Source organism: Pseudomonas frederiksbergensis (assembly GCF_001874645.1).
Classification (GTDB): domain Bacteria; phylum Pseudomonadota; class Gammaproteobacteria; order Pseudomonadales; family Pseudomonadaceae; genus Aquipseudomonas; species Aquipseudomonas frederiksbergensis_B.
In genome coordinates this window covers 1,215,943-1,233,289 of the sequence record NZ_CP017886.1, presented here as the reverse complement: position 1 = coordinate 1,233,289, position 17,347 = coordinate 1,215,943, and the positions used below count along the sequence as shown (strand labels likewise).

The 17,347-nt window shown below is 59.5% G+C and carries 22 protein-coding genes and 1 pseudogene; 17 read left to right on the top strand and 6 right to left on the bottom strand.

From position 1 onward, the window contains the following. Positions 1-4 precede the first annotated feature (4 nt). The 5 genes from motD (at position 5) to BLL42_RS06195 (ending at position 3,629) form a co-directional block, all read left to right on the top strand. On the top strand, positions 5-892 hold the full coding sequence (motD, locus tag BLL42_RS06215; RefSeq protein WP_071551260.1) for a flagellar motor protein MotD: 888 nt from the start codon (positions 5-7) through the stop codon (positions 890-892). 50 nt (positions 893-942) lie between these two features. Then, positions 943-1,731: a ParA family protein gene (locus BLL42_RS06210; protein ID WP_071551259.1), complete on the top strand. Its 789-nt coding sequence runs from the start codon at positions 943-945 to the stop codon at positions 1,729-1,731. Positions 1,732-1,765: 34 nt separating this feature from the next. After that, positions 1,766-2,662, top strand: coding sequence for a CheW domain-containing protein (locus BLL42_RS06205; protein WP_071551258.1), 897 nt, complete (start codon positions 1,766-1,768; stop codon positions 2,660-2,662). A gap of 88 nt (positions 2,663-2,750) precedes the next feature. Continuing rightward, complete coding sequence (locus tag BLL42_RS06200; protein WP_071551257.1) at positions 2,751-3,236, top strand: chemotaxis protein CheW; 486 nt, start codon at positions 2,751-2,753, stop codon at positions 3,234-3,236. Further along, entirely contained in the window at positions 3,237-3,629 is a 393-nt protein-coding gene (locus tag BLL42_RS06195; protein ID WP_071551256.1) for a DUF2802 domain-containing protein, read from the top strand. A 92-nt stretch (positions 3,630-3,721) separates the two neighbouring features. Here the strand turns inward: BLL42_RS06195 and BLL42_RS06190 are convergent, their stop codons facing one another. Next, positions 3,722-4,051: an EscU/YscU/HrcU family type III secretion system export apparatus switch protein gene (locus tag BLL42_RS06190; RefSeq protein ID WP_071551255.1), complete on the bottom strand. Its 330-nt coding sequence runs from the start codon at positions 4,049-4,051 to the stop codon at positions 3,722-3,724. Further along, the gene (gene fliK, locus BLL42_RS06185) at positions 4,048-5,619 is read right to left on the bottom strand and encodes a flagellar hook-length control protein FliK (RefSeq protein ID WP_071551254.1); all 1,572 of its coding nucleotides are present in this window, start codon (positions 5,617-5,619) and stop codon (positions 4,048-4,050) included. Before fliK ends, BLL42_RS06190 begins: the two co-directional genes overlap by 4 nt. Positions 5,620-5,868: 249 nt before the next feature. Between fliK and ccmA the strand changes: the two genes are divergently transcribed. From ccmA to BLL42_RS06135, 10 genes are all read left to right on the top strand, one after another. Continuing rightward, the gene (gene ccmA, locus BLL42_RS06180; RefSeq protein ID WP_236721972.1) at positions 5,869-6,450 is read left to right on the top strand and encodes a cytochrome c biogenesis heme-transporting ATPase CcmA; all 582 of its coding nucleotides are present in this window, start codon (positions 5,869-5,871) and stop codon (positions 6,448-6,450) included. Continuing rightward, a complete protein-coding gene (gene ccmB, locus BLL42_RS06175; protein ID WP_071551252.1) occupies positions 6,447-7,115 on the top strand; it encodes a heme exporter protein CcmB in 669 nt (222 codons plus the stop codon). The genes ccmA and ccmB overlap by 4 nt, the downstream gene beginning before the upstream one ends. Positions 7,116-7,210: 95 nt before the next feature. Next, on the top strand, positions 7,211-7,963 hold the full coding sequence (locus BLL42_RS06170; protein ID WP_054596312.1) for a heme ABC transporter permease: 753 nt from the start codon (positions 7,211-7,213) through the stop codon (positions 7,961-7,963). Further along, entirely contained in the window at positions 7,963-8,139 is a 177-nt protein-coding gene (gene ccmD / locus BLL42_RS06165) for a heme exporter protein CcmD (protein WP_019692354.1), read from the top strand. The genes BLL42_RS06170 and ccmD overlap by 1 nt, the downstream gene beginning before the upstream one ends. Then, on the top strand, positions 8,136-8,591 hold the full coding sequence (gene ccmE / locus BLL42_RS06160; RefSeq protein WP_071551251.1) for a cytochrome c maturation protein CcmE: 456 nt from the start codon (positions 8,136-8,138) through the stop codon (positions 8,589-8,591). Before ccmD ends, ccmE begins: the two co-directional genes overlap by 4 nt. A gap of 3 nt (positions 8,592-8,594) precedes the next feature. Continuing rightward, positions 8,595-10,583 carry a heme lyase CcmF/NrfE family subunit gene (locus BLL42_RS06155; protein ID WP_071551250.1) on the top strand — a complete coding sequence of 663 codons (1,989 nt, stop codon included), beginning with the start codon at positions 8,595-8,597 and terminating at the stop codon, positions 10,581-10,583. Then, positions 10,580-11,116 carry a DsbE family thiol:disulfide interchange protein gene (locus BLL42_RS06150; RefSeq protein ID WP_071551249.1) on the top strand — a complete coding sequence of 179 codons (537 nt, stop codon included), beginning with the start codon at positions 10,580-10,582 and terminating at the stop codon, positions 11,114-11,116. Before BLL42_RS06155 ends, BLL42_RS06150 begins: the two co-directional genes overlap by 4 nt. Then, positions 11,113-11,586 carry a cytochrome c-type biogenesis protein gene (locus BLL42_RS06145; protein WP_071551248.1) on the top strand — a complete coding sequence of 158 codons (474 nt, stop codon included), beginning with the start codon at positions 11,113-11,115 and terminating at the stop codon, positions 11,584-11,586. The genes BLL42_RS06150 and BLL42_RS06145 overlap by 4 nt, the downstream gene beginning before the upstream one ends. After that, entirely contained in the window at positions 11,579-12,787 is a 1,209-nt protein-coding gene (gene ccmI, locus BLL42_RS06140) for a c-type cytochrome biogenesis protein CcmI (protein WP_071551247.1), read from the top strand. Before BLL42_RS06145 ends, ccmI begins: the two co-directional genes overlap by 8 nt. A gap of 14 nt (positions 12,788-12,801) precedes the next feature. After that, on the top strand, positions 12,802-13,209 hold the full coding sequence (locus tag BLL42_RS06135; protein ID WP_071551246.1) for a hypothetical protein: 408 nt from the start codon (positions 12,802-12,804) through the stop codon (positions 13,207-13,209). Positions 13,210-13,263: 54 nt separating this feature from the next. Here the strand turns inward: BLL42_RS06135 and BLL42_RS06130 are convergent, their stop codons facing one another. Together BLL42_RS06130 and BLL42_RS06125 are read right to left on the bottom strand one after the other, a co-directional pair. Next, positions 13,264-13,839, bottom strand: a complete 576-nt coding sequence (locus tag BLL42_RS06130) for a PIN domain-containing protein (RefSeq protein WP_071551245.1) — start codon at positions 13,837-13,839, stop codon at positions 13,264-13,266. Further along, the gene (locus BLL42_RS06125) at positions 13,836-14,303 is read right to left on the bottom strand and encodes a helix-turn-helix domain-containing protein (RefSeq protein WP_071551244.1); all 468 of its coding nucleotides are present in this window, start codon (positions 14,301-14,303) and stop codon (positions 13,836-13,838) included. The genes BLL42_RS06130 and BLL42_RS06125 overlap by 4 nt, the downstream gene beginning before the upstream one ends. Before the next feature lie 154 nt (positions 14,304-14,457). Here BLL42_RS06125 and BLL42_RS06120 point away from each other — a divergent pair. Both BLL42_RS06120 and BLL42_RS06115 read left to right on the top strand, forming a co-directional pair. Continuing rightward, positions 14,458-14,589 (top strand): annotated as a pseudogene (locus tag BLL42_RS06120) (type II toxin-antitoxin system HicB family antitoxin); the annotation flags it as partial. A 133-nt stretch (positions 14,590-14,722) separates the two neighbouring features. Further along, on the top strand, positions 14,723-15,352 hold the full coding sequence (locus BLL42_RS06115; protein WP_174553326.1) for a DUF5666 domain-containing protein: 630 nt from the start codon (positions 14,723-14,725) through the stop codon (positions 15,350-15,352). A gap of 61 nt (positions 15,353-15,413) precedes the next feature. On the opposite strand, the gene BLL42_RS06110 is transcribed toward BLL42_RS06115, so the two are convergent. Together BLL42_RS06110 and BLL42_RS06105 are read right to left on the bottom strand one after the other, a co-directional pair. Further along, on the bottom strand, positions 15,414-16,412 hold the full coding sequence (locus BLL42_RS06110; RefSeq protein ID WP_071551243.1) for a sulfate ABC transporter substrate-binding protein: 999 nt from the start codon (positions 16,410-16,412) through the stop codon (positions 15,414-15,416). Positions 16,413-16,501: 89 nt separating this feature from the next. Next, positions 16,502-17,326, bottom strand: coding sequence for an ion transporter (locus BLL42_RS06105; protein ID WP_071551242.1), 825 nt, complete (start codon positions 17,324-17,326; stop codon positions 16,502-16,504). Between the last annotated feature and the right edge of the window lie 21 nt (positions 17,327-17,347).

Sequence of the window (17,347 nt, the reverse complement as noted above, 5' to 3'; positions counted from 1 at the left end):
CCTCATGGCACGCCGCCGTCAGCATGATGAACACGTCAACCACGAGCGCTGGCTGGTGTCCTACGCGGACTTCATCACGCTGCTGTTCGCCTTTTTCGTGGTGATGTACTCCATCTCTTCGATCAACGAAGGCAAGTACAAGGAAATTTCCGAAGCGCTGGTCGGGGTCTTTACCAACTCAGACCGCGCCCTCAAGCCGATCCCCATCGGCGACGAGCGTCCGAAGACGGTCACCCCGGCCAAGCCGCTGGTCAAGGACAGCGAGCAGATCGACGCCGGCATCGCCCAGGCCGCCAAGGATCCGCTCAAAAGCATTGCCGACGACATCAGTGCAGCGTTTGGCGATTTGATCAGCTCCAACCAGATGACCGTGCGTGGCAACGAGCTGTGGGTCGAAATCGAACTCAACTCCAGCCTGCTGTTTGGTAGCGGCGATGCCATGCCCAGCGATATTGCGTTCAATATCATCGACAAGATCGCGGTGATTCTGAAACCGTTCGACAACCCGATTCACGTTGAAGGCTTCACCGACGATCAACCGATCCGCACCGCGCAGTACCCGACCAACTGGGAGCTGTCCTCGGCGCGTTCGGCGAGCATTGTGCGCATGCTGGCCATGCAGGGTGTCAACCCCGGGCGTCTGGCCTCGGTGGGGTACGGCGAGTTCCAGCCGGTAGCCAATAACGCGACCGTCGAAGGGCGTGCCCGTAACCGGCGGGTGGTGCTGGTGGTGTCGCGCAATCTTGATGTACGCCGCAGCCTGACCGGTACCGGGACCGCTAATGCAAAACCCGACGCCGCGTTGAAGCGTGCTGGCACACAAACTGCACCGACGCACGTTAAGTCGCCGGGACGCGAGAGTGCCGTCAATTCTCCGTCACCCGGCTTGTAACGTTGAGCTATTTCTCGGTTGTATCGATTCGGCCGGGAGGAACGATCTGAATGAGAGTCTGGGCAGTCGCCAATCAAAAGGGTGGTGTCGGTAAAACCACTTCCTCCATCGCTATAGCCGGTTTGCTGGCCGAGGCGGGCAAGCGCGTGGTTGTGGTCGATCTCGACCCGCACGGCTCCATGACCAGCTACTTCGGTTACGACCCCGACAGCCTGGAACACAGCAGCTACGACCTGTTTCTGCACAAGGGCAGCGTGCCGCAAGGCTTGCCCGGGCAGCTGTTGCTGCCGACCAGCGACGAACGTATTTCCCTGTTGCCGTCGAGCACCGCTCTGGCCACCCTTGAGCGCCAGTCGCCGGGGCAGAGTGGCCTGGGCCTGGTGATTGCCAAGAGCCTGGCGCAGTTGTGGCAGGACTTTGATTACGCGTTGATCGACAGCCCACCGTTGCTCGGCGTGCTGATGGTCAATGCCTTGGCGGCCAGCCAGCAACTGGTGATCCCGGTGCAGACCGAGCACCTGGCGGTGAAAGGTCTGGAGCGCATGGTCAACACCTTGGCGATGATCAACCGTTCGCGCAAACAAGCGCTGCCGTTCAGCATCGTGCCGACCTTGTTCGACCGTCGCACCCAAGCCTCGCTGGGAACCTTGCGGGTGCTGCGCGACATGTACCCGGAAGAGATCTGGCAAGGCTATATCCCGGTCGATACCCGACTGCGTGATGCCAGCCGTGCCGGCCTGACACCTTCGCAGTTCGACGGCAAGAGCCGTGGAGTACTGGCCTATCGTGCGTTGCTCAAACACTTGCTGGCCCAACAACTTGTTCCGCAGGTGGCTTGAGGTGAACCCGATTTCCTACGGGAGTAGTGTGCCAATGAGTCGGCCGGTGAAGATCACTTCGCGCCCGCAACTGGCGTTGCAGTCCTATCTGGATGCGTTGTTGCAAGACGCGACCGAGGAGTGGCCGTCAGAGGTTGAGGTATTACCCGAGGTTGTAGAAGTCGTCGCGGTCGTCGAAGCCATCGAGGCTGAAACCGTACTGGACGAATTTCAGGCAGCAGTGCTCGAAGAACAGGCTCGCGATGCACAAAAGCCAGTGGCCGCAGCTCCCGTTGCAGCGCCGGTTGCGAAGGCGCCCATCGTGGTGCCGGTGCTGGAAGCGCCGACACCGATTCTGGCGGCGGTCTCATTGGTCGCACCGTTGCTGCAAGCGCTGGTCGAGCCGATAGCCGAAATCCATCTGCCGCCGGGCAACACGCCACCGCCGGTGGTCGGCGATGACCGGCCAAGCTGGGCTGCCGAACCGTTTGAATGCCTGTTGTTCGACGTCGCCGGTTTGACCCTGGCCGTGCCGCTGGTGTGCCTGGGTTCGATTTACCCGTTGGCCGGTCATGAGCTGACGCCGTTGTTCGGTCAGCCGGAATGGTTTCTCGGGATTCTGCCGAGCCAGGCCGGCAACCTGAAGGTGCTGGATACCGCGCGCTGGGTCATGCCCGATCGCTATCGCGATGACTTTCGCCAGGGCCTGCAATACGTGATCTCGGTTCAGGGCTATGAGTGGGGGCTGGCGGTGCATCAGGTCAGCCGCTCGTTGCGCCTGGACCCGAACGAAATCAAATGGCGTAGCCATCGGGGTCAGCGGCCATGGCTGGCCGGGACGGTGATCGAGCACATGTGTGCGTTGCTGGATGTCTCGGAGCTGGCGGAGTTGATCGCCAGCGGTGGTGCCAAACACGTGGGCGGCAGCAAGCCGCTACACAAATCGACATAACAGCCGACATAACAAGTAGGCGACGGCATTGTTGAATGCCGCCACACAGAACACACACCGCCAGAAGCGGTTTTTCGAGGGGTCAGGTATGAGTAGTCACGCGACGAATGCAAAAGGTTCTGAAGATCCGATCCTGCAATGGGTAACCTTCAAACTGGACAATGAAACCTACGGCATCAACGTGATGCGCGTTCAGGAAGTCCTGCGTTACACCGAAATTGCTCCGGTTCCGGGTGCGCCAAGCTACGTGCTGGGCATCATCAACCTGCGCGGTAACGTGGTCACCGTGATCGACACCCGCCAGCGTTTCGGCCTGGGCACTGTCGAAGTCAGCGACAACACCCGTATCGTGATCATCGAAGCCGACAAGCAAGTGGTCGGGATCATGGTCGACAGCGTGGCTGAAGTGGTTTACCTGCGTCAGTCCGAGATCGAAACCGCGCCTAACGTCGGTAACGAAGAATCGGCCAAGTTCATCCAGGGCGTGTGCAACAAGAACAACGAACTGCTGATCCTGGTCGAGCTGGACAAGATGATGAGCGAAGAAGAGTGGTCGGAACTGGAGAGTATCTGATTGATTCTCGAGGTTGCTGTCATTGTACTGGGGCTCCTGTGGGTAGGGACCCTGGCGATGTTCCTGGCTTACACGCGCAAACAGCGAGAGCTGGCAGCGCTGCAAGCCCAGGGCGATGCGTTGCGAGATCAGCGCATCAAGGACTTGGCCAAGCGCGTCGACGACTACCAGAACGGTAACGTGCGCATGGGCGAAGACCTGCATGAACTGCGTGCCATGGTCAGGCCCTTGCCAGACAAGCTGGCCCAGCTGGAACAGCGCGATCCGTCGAGTCTGTCATTCGCCCAGGCAGCACGCCTGGTGGGGATGGGCGCCAGCGTCGACGAATTGACCCAGTCCTGCGGCCTGACCCAGGCCGAGGCTGAGTTGATGAGTAAGTTGCACAAGAACTGAGAAGATCAAAAGATCGCAGCTTTCGGTAGCTCCTACGACGAACACATCATCCGTAGGCGCTGCCGAAGGCTGCGATTTTTATGCGCGCCTGATTAGTAATCATCCCCGCGTTCTGTCACATCCTTCTCGACCATTGCTGCCTCTGAGCCATGCCCTTGCGGAAACTTGCCCTTGAGTTTCCAGGCGAACGCAATGATCTCGGCAATCGTGCGGTAGAGCTCTTCAGGGATGCTGTCTCCCAATTCCATTCTGGCCAGCAGCTTCACCAGCTCGGCGTTCTCGTAGATTGGTACTTCATAATCGCGGGCGATTGTCAGAATCGCTTCCGCCAGTTCGTCATCGCCTTTGGCGGTGAGCGTCGGGGCATGCTGGCCGTCGTATTTGAGGGCGATGGCCTGGCGCGGTGGTGTAGGGTTGTTCATGCGGTTTCGTCGACCCAGCGTTGTTCGAGGCGGGTTTGATTGCCTTGCGGCGGTGTGCCGAGGTGGCAATTCAGATCGCCAACGTTCAGGCCTGATGCCAGCAACTGCGCACGCAATCCACTCAGGTTACTTTCGATCAGGCTGGCGGTGTAGGGCCGTTCGGCCCAGAGTTGGCTGGAGAGTTTGCCCTGGGCAAGCTGTGCCTGGATCTGCAGCGGCCCGAGTGGTTCCATGTCGAACGCCAACTCGACGCGCCAGAGCCGTTGTTTCGGCTCGCGCTCGGCGGGTTTCTCCTGCTGTTCTTTCTCGGGTGTGTCCTCACGCTGAAACTTGACCTGCAACGGCACGATGTCTTGCAGGTTACGCATTGGGATTTCCAACTGCCAGGTGGTTTGCAGCTTGCCATCCTCGGTCATGCCGGTCTGTTCCAGGCTCGACAGTTGATGGCTTTGCAGGCGGGAAACGGCCGCCGCGGCCAGGCGCAACAAGTGTTCGAGGTCGCCTTCACCCTCCAGGCTTTGCAGCAACCGCGAGGTCAGGGGGAAGCTGCTCGGCTGCGGTTTGGCGCTGACCTGGCCGAGGGTGCCAAGGGCGCTGCGGACAAAGCTTGGCAGCGCCTGGGCCAGGGTATTGGCGGCGATGACCGCGTTGAAACTGGTATTGGCCGGCAGGCCAGGGGCCAATTGTGCGATCAGTCGCAGCAAATTGCCTTTCATGTCCGGCGTCAGGGCAGGGTTCTGTCCGGCGAGCAGCTTGGTTTCCAGAAACAACCCGCTGTTGGCCAGCGCCTGTGCCAAACCTTTGGGGGTGCTCAGTTGTTGAGCGTCTGGCAGGTCGGCGAGCAGTTTGTCGACGGCGGCGCGCAGGTCGTCGGAGGTGGTGTCGGAGGCTGGCAGGTTTTGCAAGGCATCGATCAGCCCGCTCAATGAGCCTTGGCGACTTTGCTGGGCCAGCAACTGCTGGGTTATCGCCAGTTGCTCCTGACGGCTGGCCAGTGGCACGAAACTCAGGCTTTGCGAGCCCTGGACCAAGGCGCTGAGCAGACTGCCAATGCGCAACGGTTGCGGGCTGTCGATGCTCAAGGTGCTGCCACTGAGCGCGGTATTGAGCAAACTCACCAGCGAGCGATAGACCGCCGGCTGCCCCGGTGTTTGCGGCATCAGCTGAGTGGTCAGCACTTTACCTTGCAGCAAGGTGCCGACCGGTAATTGCGAGGTGTCGAGACGGGTGAGGGTGGCGATGTTAGATGCGATGGCCTGCTGTACGGTGATCGCCAGGCTGCCAGCTGAAGGTTGGCTGACCGTCAGGCTGGTGCCTTGAGGCAACGGCTGGTTGCTGGTGGCTTGCACGGTCGTCTGACGGCCGCTGTCGAGTGTGACCTTGAGCAGCAGCTGGAAAGTCTGATCGTTCTGTTTGAGCGACAGCACTTCAGCACTGGCGCTCTGGCCGGCGGCGATCAAGCCTTCCATCGGGGTTTGCAACTTGAGCAACTCACCACTGACCACGAGCGGGCGCGAGGCGGCCGGCGTAGTAGGGGGCAGTGGAAGGATGTTCATCTCACCGGTCATCAGGTCACACCCTGTCGAAATTGCCCTCTTGGGAGTAGGACATGACATGTATAATGCCGCCCCGTTGTTGTCGGGGCGCGGAAAACATCGCAAATGTTTGACGCAGCTCTCTAGAACAGGCCGTCAATGCATTTATGCTGCGTCACTTTAACGGCCGCTCCACTGCCGACTTGAACCGTAAAGGCCCGCGATCTCTTGACCATCCCTCTACTAGAAGCCGTAGCGCTCGCCTGTGAGCGAGACTGGCGGATGCTCTTCGAAAACCTCGAATTGCGTCTGGGCAGCGGTGACATGTTGCAGATCAGCGGCCCCAACGGCAGCGGCAAGACCAGCCTGTTGCGCCTGCTCGCCGGTCTGATGCAGCCGACCAGTGGCCAGGTGTTGCTCAACGGCCAGCCCTTGAACACGCAACGTCCGGAGCTGGCCCACAACCTGATGTGGATTGGCCATGCCGCTGGCATCAAGGACCTGCTGACCCCCGAAGAGAACCTCAGCTGGCTGTGCGCGTTGCATCAGCCCGCCAGTCATGAGGCGATCTGGCAGGCGCTGGCAGCAGTAGGACTGCGCGGTTTTGAAGATGTTCCTTGCCACACCTTGTCCGCTGGCCAGCAACGTCGTGTGGCACTGGCCCGTTTGTATCTGGACAGCCCGGCGCTGTGGATTCTCGACGAGCCGTTTACCGCACTGGATAAACAAGGTGTTGCCCAGTTGGAAGAACACCTGGCCGCACACTGCGAGCGGGGCGGGATGGTGATTCTGACCACTCACCATACGTTGACCCGGATGCCGGCCGGTTACCGCGACATCGATTTGGGGCAGTGGGCCGTATGAGTGTTTTCGCATTGTTGGTCGCCCGTGAGGCGCGTTTGCTGTGTCGTCGTCCTGCCGAGCTGGCCAACCCCCTCGTATTCTTCGCCATTGTTGTCGCATTGTTCCCATTGGCGGTCGGACCTGAGACACAATTGTTGCAAAACTTGTCACCTGGGCTGGTCTGGGTCGCCGCCCTTTTATCGGTTTTGCTCTCGCTGGACGGGCTTTTCCGCAGTGATTTCGAGGACGGATCCCTTGAGCAGTGGGTCCTTTCGTCGCACCCCCTACCTCTTCTGGTTTTGGCAAAAGTGCTGGCACACTGGGCGTTTTCCGGCTTGGCACTGGTGTTGCTTGCCCCGTTATTGGCGTTGATGCTCGGTTTACCTGCCGCCTGTCTGCCGGTTTTGCTCTTGTCGCTGTTGCTCGGTACACCGGTACTGAGTTTGCTCGGTGCGGTGGGCGCGGCGCTGACGGTCGGTTTGAAGCGCGGCGGCTTGCTGCTGGCCTTGTTGATTCTGCCGCTGTACATCCCGGTGTTGATTCTCGGCAGTGGCGCTTTGCAGGCCGCCTTGCAGGGCATGCCGGCAACCGGTTACCTGCTGTGGCTTGGTAGCTTGACCGCCCTGGCGATAACCCTGACACCCTTTGCAATAGCCGCTGGCCTGAAGATCAGTGTCGGCGAATAATAATGAGGTCTGGTTAAAATTTAACCGCTTTTTTTTAAAAAAAGGCAGACCCAGACTCTTCGTGATGGCGAAGAGCAACCGTGATGGAAACAGTAATGAACTGGACCTGGTTTCATAAGCTCGGCTCGCCCAAATGGTTTTACGGCATCAGCGGCAAACTGCTGCCCTGGCTGAGCGTCGCGGCGTTGCTGCTGATCGGCGTCGGCGTGGTCTGGGGCCTGGCCTTTGCGCCGCCGGATTACCAACAAGGCAACAGCTTTCGGATCATCTACATTCACGTTCCGGCCGCCATGCTGGCGCAGTCCTGCTACGTGATGCTGGCGGTCTGCGGCATTGTCGGGCTGGTGTGGAAGATGAAACTGGCGGATGTCGCCCTGCAATGCGCGGCGCCGATCGGTGCCTGGATGACCGCTGTAGCGCTGGTCACCGGGGCAATCTGGGGCAAACCGACCTGGGGTTCGTGGTGGGTCTGGGATGCGCGCCTGACCTCGATGCTGATTCTGCTGTTTCTGTATTTCGGTCTTATTGCACTGGGCAATGCCATCAGCAATCGCGACAGCGCGGCCAAGGCCTGCGCGGTATTGGCGATTGTCGGAGTGATCAACATCCCGATCATCAAGTACTCGGTGGAGTGGTGGAACACCCTGCACCAGGGCGCGACCTTCAGCCTCACTGAAAAACCGGCAATGCCGGCCGAGATGTGGCTGCCGCTGCTGCTGACGGTACTGGGTTTCTACTGTTTCTTCGGCGCGGTGTTGTTGCTGCGCATGCGTCTTGAAGTGCTCAAGCGCGAAGCCCGTGCAAGCTGGGTCAAAGCCGAAGTGCAAAACAGCCTGGAGGCCGCGTAATGAGTTTTGCTTCATTCGGCGACTTCCTCGCCATGGGCCATCACGGTCTTTATGTCTGGTCGGCCTATGGCATCTGCCTGGCGGTACTGGCTCTCAACGTGGCTGCGCCGATCCTGGCCCGCAAGCGTTACCTGCAACAAGAGGCGCGTCGTCTGCGCCGGGAGAACAGCAAGTGAATCCGCTGCGTAAAAAGCGTCTTATCATTATTTTCGCGATCCTGATCGGTGTCGGCGCAGCTGTTGGCCTGGCCTTGAGTGCCTTGCAGCAGAACATCAACCTCTTTTACACGCCGACCCAGATCGCCAATGGCGAAGCCCCGCAAGACACGCGCATCCGTGCGGGTGGCATGGTCGAGAAGGGCTCGCTGCAACGTTCCGGCGACTCGCTGGACGTGAAATTCATCGTCACCGACTTCAACAAATCCGTGACCATCACCTACCGCGGCATCCTCCCGGACCTGTTCCGCGAAGGGCAGGGCATCGTTGCGTTGGGCAAACTGAATGCAGACGGCGTGGTGGTGGCTGACGAAGTGCTGGCCAAGCACGACGAGAAGTACATGCCGCCCGAAGTGACCAAGGCCCTGAAAGACAGCGGTCAATCTGCTCCAACACCCGCGAAGGAGGGTTGATCGATGACCTCAGGCATCTTTATTCCCGAATTGGGCCATCTGGCGATGATCCTCGCCCTGTGCTTTGCCATCGTCCAGGCCATTGTGCCGTTGCTCGGTGCCTGGCGCGGTGACCGGATGTGGATGGGGCTGGCGCAACCCGCTGCCTGGGGCCAGTTTACGTTTCTGGTGTTCGCCTTCGGCTGCTTGACCTACGCCTTCATGACCGATGACTTTTCGGTTGGTTATGTTGCCAACAACTCCAACAGCACCTTGCCGTGGTACTACAAGTTCAGCGCGGTATGGGGTGCCCACGAAGGCTCCTTGCTGCTCTGGGCGCTGATTCTCGGCGGCTGGACCTTCGCCGTGTCGATCTTCTCCCGGCAGTTGCCGCAGGTCATGCTGGCTCGCGTGCTGGCGGTGATGGGCATGATCAGCACTGGTTTCCTGCTGTTCCTGATTCTCACGTCGAACCCGTTCGCACGCATCCTGCCGCAGATTCCCACGGATGGTCATGACCTCAACCCGTTGCTGCAAGACATCGGCCTGATCGTTCACCCGCCAATGCTCTACATGGGTTACGTCGGTTTTTCGGTGGCGTTTGCCTTCGCTATTGCTGCCCTGCTCGGTGGTCGTCTGGATGCGGCGTGGGCGCGCTGGTCGCGACCTTGGACCATTGTCGCCTGGGCATTCCTCGGCATCGGCATCACCCTCGGCTCCTGGTGGGCTTACTACGTACTCGGTTGGGGTGGCTGGTGGTTCTGGGACCCGGTGGAAAACGCCTCGTTCATGCCATGGCTGGTGGGTACGGCGCTGATTCACTCGTTGGCCGTGACCGAAAAACGCGGTGTGTTCAAAAGCTGGACCGTGTTGCTGGCGATTGCCGCGTTCTCGCTGAGCCTGCTGGGGACCTTCCTGGTGCGTTCCGGCGTGCTGACCTCGGTGCACGCGTTTGCCTCGGACCCTGAGCGCGGCGTGTTCATCCTGATCTTCCTGCTGTTTGTGGTCGGCGGTTCGCTGACGCTGTTCGCCCTGCGCGCCCCGGTGGTCAAGAGCCACGTCGGCTTCAATCTGTGGTCACGTGAAACCCTGCTGCTGGGCAACAACCTGGTGCTGGTGGTCGCGGCTTCGATGATTTTGCTCGGGACCTTGTATCCGCTGCTGCTCGATGCCCTGACCGGCGCCAAGATGTCGGTCGGCCCGCCGTATTTCAACGCGTTGTTCATTCCGTTGATGGCGTTGCTGATGGGGGTGATGGCGGTGGGTGTACTGGTGCGCTGGAAAGACACCCCGGTGAAATGGCTGATGAGCATGCTGACCCCGGTGTTGCTCGGCAGCGCTGCTTTGGCGGTCGTGGCCGGGATCGCTTACGGCGACTTCAACTGGGCCGTGCTGGCGACCTTCATGCTCGCGGCCTGGGTGTTGCTGGCCGGTGTGCGTGACATTTTCGACAAGACGCGCAACAAAGGCCTGATCAAAGGCCTGCCGAGCCTGACCCGCAGCTATTGGGGCATGCAGATTGCGCACTTGGGGATTGCCGTATGCGCGCTGGGTGTGGTGCTTTCGAGCCAGAACAGCGCGGAGCGCGATCTGCGTCTGGCGCCGGGCGAGTCGATGGACCTGGCCGGTTATCACTTCATTTTCGAAGGCGCCAAGCACTTCGAAGGACCGAACTTCACCTCCGACAAAGGCACCATTCGGGTAATTCGATCGGGTAAGGAAGTCGCCGTGCTGCACCCGGAAAAACGTCTGTACACCGTACAGAACACAATGATGACCGAAGCCGGCATCGACGCCGGTTTCACCCGTGACCTGTACGTGGCCCTTGGCGAGCCACTGGAAAATGGCGCCTGGGCTGTGCGCGTGCACGTCAAACCGTTCGTGCGCTGGATCTGGCTCGGCGGTTTGCTGACAGGTTTCGGTGGGTTGCTGGCGGCGCTGGATCGTCGTTATCGGGTCAAGGTGAAAAGTCGCGTGCGTGAAGCGCTGGGCATGACGGGAGCCACTGCATGAGACGTTGGTTAATGGTGTTGCCACTGGCGCTGTTTCTGGTGGTGGCGGTGTTTCTTTACCGGGGGCTGTACCTGAACCCGGCCGAGCTGCCCTCGGCGATGATCGGCAAGCCGTTCCCCGAGTTTTCCCTGCCGGCCGTGCAGGGCGACAAGACCTTGACCCGCGCCGATCTGCTGGGCAAGCCGGCATTGGTCAACGTCTGGGGCACCTGGTGCATTTCCTGCCGGGTCGAGCACCCGGTGCTGAACAAACTGGCCCAGCAGGGCGTGCTGATCTACGGCGTCAACTACAAGGACGTCAATGCTGACGCCTTGAAATGGCTGGTCGAGTTCCACAACCCGTACCTGCTGGACATCCGTGACGAGGACGGCTCCCTGGGCCTGAACCTCGGTGTTTACGGCGCGCCGGAAACCTTCTTTATCGACGCCAAAGGCATCATCCGCGACAAATACGTCGGAGTGATCGACGAAGTGGTCTGGCGTGAACAACTGGCGGCCAAGTATCAGGCGCTGGTCGACGAGGCCAAGCCATGAAGCGCTGGATTGCTGCCGCCGTACTCGGCCTGAGTATTGCCGGTGTCGCTCACGCGGCCATTGATACTTATGAGTTCGCCAATGACGCCGAGCGCGAGCGTTTTCACGAACTGACCAAAGAATTGCGTTGCCCCAAGTGCCAGAATCAGGACATTGCCGATTCCAACGCACCGATCGCCACTGACCTGCGCAAAGAGATTTTCCGCATGCTCGGCGAGGGCAAGGACAACCAGCAGATCATCGACTTCATGGTCGACCGCTATGGCGACTTCGTGCGCTACAAGCCTGCCCTGACCGGCAAGACTGCATTGCTGTGGTTTGGCCCGGCCGGGTTGTTGCTCGGTGGGGTGCTGGTGATCGCCGTGATCGTCCGCCGTCGTCGTGCCGAGCGCACGGCAGGCCCGGACACGCTTTCTGCCGAGGAACGCAAGCGCCTCGACCAACTGTTGGATAAAACCAAGAATGATTGATTTCTGGCTCGCTGCAGGTCTGCTTCTACTGGTTGCCCTGAGTTTTCTGTTGATCCCGGTTCTGCGTGGGCGTCGCGCCCAGCGTGAAGAGGACCGTACCGCGCTGAACGTGGCGCTTTATCAGGAGCGCGTGGCTGAGTTGCAGACTCAGCAGGCCGAAGGCGTACTCGATTCGACGCAAATGAGCGCCGGGCGTGACGAAGCGGCTCGCGAACTGCTGGCCGACACCGAAGGTGCCGACACGGGCCGGGTTTCCCGTCTGGGCAAGCCGCTGCCGCTGCTGGCCGCGATCCTGGTGCCGGTGTTGGGCCTGGGTCTGTACTTGCATTTCGGCGCCAGCGACAAGGTCGAACTGACCCGTGAATTCGCCCAGGCACCACAGTCGATGGAAGAGATGACCCGTCGTCTGGAGCGCGCTGTTGCGGCTCAACCGGACTCCGCTGAAGGCCTGTATTTCCTGGGGCGTACCTACATGGCTCAGGACCGTCCTGGCGACGCGGCGAAGATCTTCGAACGCACCGTGGCATTGGCTGGCCGTCAGCCCGAATTGCTCGGCCAGTGGGCCCAGGCGCAGTATTTTGCCGACAACAAAAAGTGGTCGGACAAGATCCAGGCGCTGACCGACGAGGCACTCAAAGCCGATCCTAAAGAAGTCACCAGCCTTGGGTTGTTGGGCATTGCGGCCTTCGAAGGCGAACGTTATCAGGACGCCATCGATTACTGGAATCGTCTGTTGGCGCAATTGCCACCTGAAGATAACTCCCGCAGCGCGCTGCAAGGCGGTATTGCGCGGGCGACCGAAAAGCTGCAAGAGAGCGGCGGTGCTGTCGTCAAGGCGCCTGTCGTAGCGGCCAAGCCTTCGGCATTGCTGAAAGTGACGGTTGATCTGGCAGCAGATTTGAAAGCCAAGGTTCAACCGGGTGACAGCGTGTTCATCTTCGCTCGCGCCACTTCAGGCCCTCCGGCGCCATTGGCGGCCAAGCGCCTGACCGTTGCCGACCTGCCAGCGACCGTCGAACTGGGCGATGCAGACGCAATGATGCCGCAGTTGAAACTGTCTAACTTTCCTGAAGTCCAACTGGTCGCGCGCGTTTCCCGTGCCGGCCAACCGACTGCCGGCGAATGGGTCGGTCGCAGCGAGCCTTTGGCCAGCAGCACCACCGCGCCGCAACAATTGACCATCGACAGTCCCGACAAATAACCAGGAAAACCGCTATGACCGCCATCGCTCGTATCACCCTGCTCAGTCTTGTTTTGGGGTTAAGCGCATGTGCGGTCCAGCCGCCTTCAGATGAAGGCCGCTTGCCGCCGATTCCACCATCGGGCCCAGGCAGCAAACCGACGCCGACGACCGCCCCCGGCAAACCGGTGACGCCGAACAAGCCCGCCAAACCACAGCCGCGCACCTCGGCGAGCTTCGCTCCACCACCCGGCGGCAACAGCCATTGGGATGCGAAACTCGGTGTCTACGTCCTCGACGACCAGACCGACACCTTCTACCGCCAGCGCACCTACTACCGCTGGAACAACGGCTGGAGCCGCAGCATCAGCCCGAATGGGCCCTGGGAGGAGACGGATGTCCATGGCGTACCGCCGGGATTGGGCAAGCAATACAGTCAGTAACGTGAACGGCGACCTCAGGGTCGCCGTTTTTGCATTTGCGTCTAGCGAAGAGCGTTAAAGAATGGCTCGGTATTCGGTCAACGCCTTTACCGACTGCACCAGGCCTTGGCGCAGCAGCAAATCCAGGTAGGTATCGATATTCATTGGTGGCATTTTCAGTTGCTGGCGCTGCCGTTGGGCTGACGCAATAACCGCCGCAGGATCCAGGTCGAAAAGGTTATCGATAAATTCGTCGGGGTGCTGGGCTTCGATGCCAAAGGGGTCGAGCTTTCTGGTGGGGAAGTCTTTTTGATTGAAGGTCACGATGACGCTGGCATTACAGCGTATGGCGGCAGCCAGGACATGACGATCATTGACATCCGGCAGCGAAAGTCCTTCGATCAGGTTTTCGTAGCCGGTCACGCAGGCGTCGGGTATGGCCCGATTCATCAGGTCGGATGTGCGATCCAATTGTTCTGGCGTCAGATCAGGACGGTTTTTCAGAAGATTCCTTTTCCACTCGTTGTGTATCTCCAGCGTCCATCTCGCTCGAAACCGTCCGGAAAGTGCGAGCCACATCAGAAAGTCGCGTAGGGGGGCGGGGTAAAGAACACAAGCATCGTATACAACGGTAAAAGAGGAATGCCTCACTCGTATCCGAACCTCAACGCCTGTGCCTGTTCTGCGAGTAATGCCATTGCTTGCTCACTGGCTGCATCGCGCTTGCATTTATAGTCCATCAATTCGGCAAAACGCACACGCCGGTGCTTGCCGGTTTTGTGGTAGGACAGTTCCCCGGATTCCAGCAGTTTGATCAGGTGTGGGCGTGAGACGTTGAGCAGGTCGGCGGCTTCTTGCGTGGTGAGTTCTGCGTGGACCGGCACTACTTTGACCGCATTGCCCGCTGCCAGCTCTGCCAGGATATCGACAAGCAACCGCAGGGCCGAAGTCGGGAGTTCGACACTGTGAGCTTCATTCTGCTCATCGAAAATCTGAATCCGCTGAGTGTCGAACCGAGTAGCGAGATAGCCTGCCAAGGCGCGCTGACCTTCGATGGCGGCCTGTACCTCACGCTCCATGGGTAGATTGATCGGGGGACGAGTGACGGTCGACATGATGATTTCCGGCGTTTTGAATAGGCGATGCAGAAAGGCTATTCGAATTAAACGAAAATCGCAATAAACGAAACTCTCGACCCACTCTTCTACGCAAATCACGGCTCGATTCAAAAACAATCGTACGTCATGCGTTGGTTTTTTGTGCTTGAGTACCGAGAAGGTCAACGTGACGTTGCCCGGCTACGTTATCCAGCGAATTGACCGCTATGTACGTGAGCACAACGTCAAAAGCCGCTCTTCGTTTTTGGCGGATGCGGCGATGGAGAAGTTGGTGCGGCATTGAGGGCCATCCGCAAGTGGCGTTCCGATGCTCGCGAAGCTTTTATCTTGTTCCGTAGCGCGCCTATGATCTGTGTGGGCGGTTGGGCCCTCGGGTATCAGTCCTTTTCAACGTTCCATCAGTGGAAACCGGCCCCATGAAAACGATGTTTGGTAGCCTGATACGCAACATTGGTGTGATTTCCCTGGGCGGCTTGCTGATTGCCACTTCGGTGCTGGCCGAGGACGCACCGGGCATGCGTATTGGCGTGCGCGGTGAAATCACGAGTGTGTCCGAAGAGGTCCTGAAAGTGCACACCAACAGGGGCGAGAACGTGCTCATCCAGTTGACCAAGGATACAAAGGTCCGCGCGGTGACCTTGGCCAATATCGAAGACATCAAGCCTGGCAGCTACATTGGCTCGGCGGCGATACCGCAAGCCGATGGCACGCTCAAGGCGCTGGAAGTGCATGTGTTCCCACCCGAAATGGCCGGCACCGGCGACGGCCACCGCCCGTTCGATCTGGTCAAGGGCAGCAGCATGACCAACGGCAGCGTCGGCGACCTGGTGGTCAGCAATGGCCGCACGCTGACGGTCAACTACAAGGGCGGCCAGCAGACCATCCTGGTGCCGGAAGACGTGCCGATCGTCAACCTGACGCTAGCTGACCGCAGCCTGCTCAAAGTCGGGGTCAAGGTCGTGTTGTTCGCCACCCAAAGCGCCGACGGCCCCCTGACGGCGCAATCGATCTCGGCCGGCAAGGATGGTGTGGTGCCGCCGATGTGAGTCACCGGCAAGTATTAAAAAGGCGACCCGAAGGTCGCCTTTTTCATGACTGATCCAGCACTTACTGCCCGCTGTAAATCTGATCGAAAATCCCGCCGTCGTTGAAGTGGGTTTTCTGCACGGTGCGCCAGTCACCGAAGGTTTTCTCTACCGACAGGAAGTCGACTTTCGGGAAGCGGTCGGTGTGCTTGGCAAGCACTGCCGGGTCACGCGGACGCAGGTAGTTGGCGGCGGCGATTTCCTGGCCTTCCGGGGACCACAAGTACTTCAGGTATTCCTCGGCGACAGCGCGGGTGCCTTTCTTGTCGACGACTTTGTCGACCACGCTGACTGGCGGCTCGGCTTCGGCGGAGACGCTTGGGTAGATCACTTCGAACTGGTCGCGGCCGAACTCGCGGGCGATCATTTCCGCTTCGTTTTCGAAGGTCACCAGCACGTCACCGATCTGGTTGGTCATGAAGGTGGTGGTGGCTGCGCGGCCGCCGGTGTCAAGTACCGGGGCTTGTTTGAACAGCTTGCCGACGAATTCCTTGGCCTTGTTCTCGTCACCGCCGTTTTTCAGCACATAACCCCAGGCCGACAAATAGGTGTAGCGGCCGTTGCCCGAGGTTTTCGGGTTTGGCACGATCACTTGCACGCCGTCCTTGAGCAGGTCCGGCCAGTCTTTCAGGGCTTTCGGATTGCCCTTGCGAACGATAAACACGGTGGCGGACGTGAACGGCGCGCTGTGGTCCGGCAGGCGAGTCACCCAGTCTTCTGGCACCAGTTTGCCGTTATCGGCCAAGGCGTTGATGTCGGTGGCCATGTTCATGGTGATGACGTCAGCCGGCAGACCGTCGATCACTGAACGGGCCTGTTTGCTGGAGCCGCCGAAGGACATCTGCAAGGTGATGTTTTCGTTGTGCTCGGCTTGCCAGTGTTTCTGGAAGGCAGTGTTGTAGTCCTTGTAGAAGTCGCGCATCACGTCGTAGGAAACGTTGAGCAGGGTGGGTGCGGCCTGGGCCACGCTCGCGAGGGCCAGGCCTGCGGCCAGAAGTGAGGCGCCAAAGATCTTTTTCACTGCACATTCCTTTTGTTCGAGATGAAGGCAATTTGCCGTCGACTATAGCCGGGGCTGCATATCTCTTTAAAGATTAAAAAGTACTTTGCTTATTCCATTTTCTTGAACAGTGCATTGCCACAACGTGAGCAGAATGCCGCGCTGGGTTCATGGTGGTTCTTGCTGCACACCGGGCAGTCATGTTCCAGCTGTTCGCCGCGCATGGCTGTGGCCAGTTCGGCAGTGAATATCCCGGTAGGGACGGCGATGATCGAGTAACCGGTGATCATCACCATCGACGAAATAACCTGCCCCAAGGCGGTCTTGGGTACGATGTCGCCGTAGCCGACGGTGGTCAGGGTGACGATCGCCCAATAGATCCCTTTGGGAATGCTGGTAAAGCCATGCTCCGGGCCTTCGACCACGTACATCAGCGTGCCGAACACGGTAACCAGGGTGCAGACACTGAGCAGGAATACGATGATTTTCTGTTTGCTGCCGCGCAGGGCATCGAGCAGGTAATGGGCCTGCTTCAGGTAGGGGAGCAGTTTGAGCACGCGAAAGATCCGCAGCATACGGATGATTCGGATGATCAGCAGGTACTGCGCGTCGCTGTAATACAGCGCAAGGATCCCCGGAACAATCGCCAGCAAGTCCACCAGCCCATAAAAACTGAAGGCGTAACGCAGCGGTTTGGGCGAGCAGTACAGGCGCAGAATGTACTCCGCCAGGAAGATGATCGTGAAGCCCCATTCGAGGTACGCCAGAAGGTCGGCGAAGTTCTGATGAACCTCATCGATGCTGTCGAGGATCACCACCACCAGGCTGGCGAGGATGATCAGCAACAGCGTGCTGTCGAAGCGCCGCCCGGCCACCGTGTCGGTATGGAAAATGATCACGTACAGGCGGTTGCGCCACGTGTCGTTGCTGTTCATACAAATCGCCTTGGCCATAAA

Excerpts from the sequence above, each read along its gene's own strand:
- motD (WP_071551260.1), top strand. The coding sequence starts at position 5 with ATGGCACGCCGCCGTCAGCATGATGAACACGTCAACCACGAGCGCTGG.
- BLL42_RS06210 (WP_071551259.1), top strand. The coding sequence starts at position 943 with ATGAGAGTCTGGGCAGTCGCCAATCAAAAGGGTGGTGTCGGTAAAACC.
- BLL42_RS06205 (WP_071551258.1), top strand. The coding sequence starts at position 1,766 with ATGAGTCGGCCGGTGAAGATCACTTCGCGCCCGCAACTGGCGTTGCAG.
- BLL42_RS06200 (WP_071551257.1), top strand. The coding sequence starts at position 2,751 with ATGAGTAGTCACGCGACGAATGCAAAAGGTTCTGAAGATCCGATCCTG.
- BLL42_RS06190 (WP_071551255.1), bottom strand. The coding sequence starts at position 4,051 with ATGAACAACCCTACACCACCGCGCCAGGCCATCGCCCTCAAATACGAC.
- fliK (WP_071551254.1), bottom strand. The coding sequence starts at position 5,619 with ATGACCGGTGAGATGAACATCCTTCCACTGCCCCCTACTACGCCGGCC.
- ccmA (WP_236721972.1), top strand. The coding sequence starts at position 5,869 with ATGCTCTTCGAAAACCTCGAATTGCGTCTGGGCAGCGGTGACATGTTG.
- ccmB (WP_071551252.1), top strand. The coding sequence starts at position 6,447 with ATGAGTGTTTTCGCATTGTTGGTCGCCCGTGAGGCGCGTTTGCTGTGT.
- BLL42_RS06170 (WP_054596312.1), top strand. The coding sequence starts at position 7,211 with ATGAACTGGACCTGGTTTCATAAGCTCGGCTCGCCCAAATGGTTTTAC.
- ccmD (WP_019692354.1), top strand. The coding sequence starts at position 7,963 with ATGAGTTTTGCTTCATTCGGCGACTTCCTCGCCATGGGCCATCACGGT.
- BLL42_RS06155 (WP_071551250.1), top strand. The coding sequence starts at position 8,595 with ATGACCTCAGGCATCTTTATTCCCGAATTGGGCCATCTGGCGATGATC.
- BLL42_RS06150 (WP_071551249.1), top strand. The coding sequence starts at position 10,580 with ATGAGACGTTGGTTAATGGTGTTGCCACTGGCGCTGTTTCTGGTGGTG.
- BLL42_RS06145 (WP_071551248.1), top strand. The coding sequence starts at position 11,113 with ATGAAGCGCTGGATTGCTGCCGCCGTACTCGGCCTGAGTATTGCCGGT.
- ccmI (WP_071551247.1), top strand. The coding sequence starts at position 11,579 with ATGATTGATTTCTGGCTCGCTGCAGGTCTGCTTCTACTGGTTGCCCTG.
- BLL42_RS06135 (WP_071551246.1), top strand. The coding sequence starts at position 12,802 with ATGACCGCCATCGCTCGTATCACCCTGCTCAGTCTTGTTTTGGGGTTA.
- BLL42_RS06125 (WP_071551244.1), bottom strand. The coding sequence starts at position 14,303 with ATGTCGACCGTCACTCGTCCCCCGATCAATCTACCCATGGAGCGTGAG.
- BLL42_RS06115 (WP_174553326.1), top strand. The coding sequence starts at position 14,723 with ATGAAAACGATGTTTGGTAGCCTGATACGCAACATTGGTGTGATTTCC.
- BLL42_RS06105 (WP_071551242.1), bottom strand. The coding sequence starts at position 17,326 with ATGAACAGCAACGACACGTGGCGCAACCGCCTGTACGTGATCATTTTC.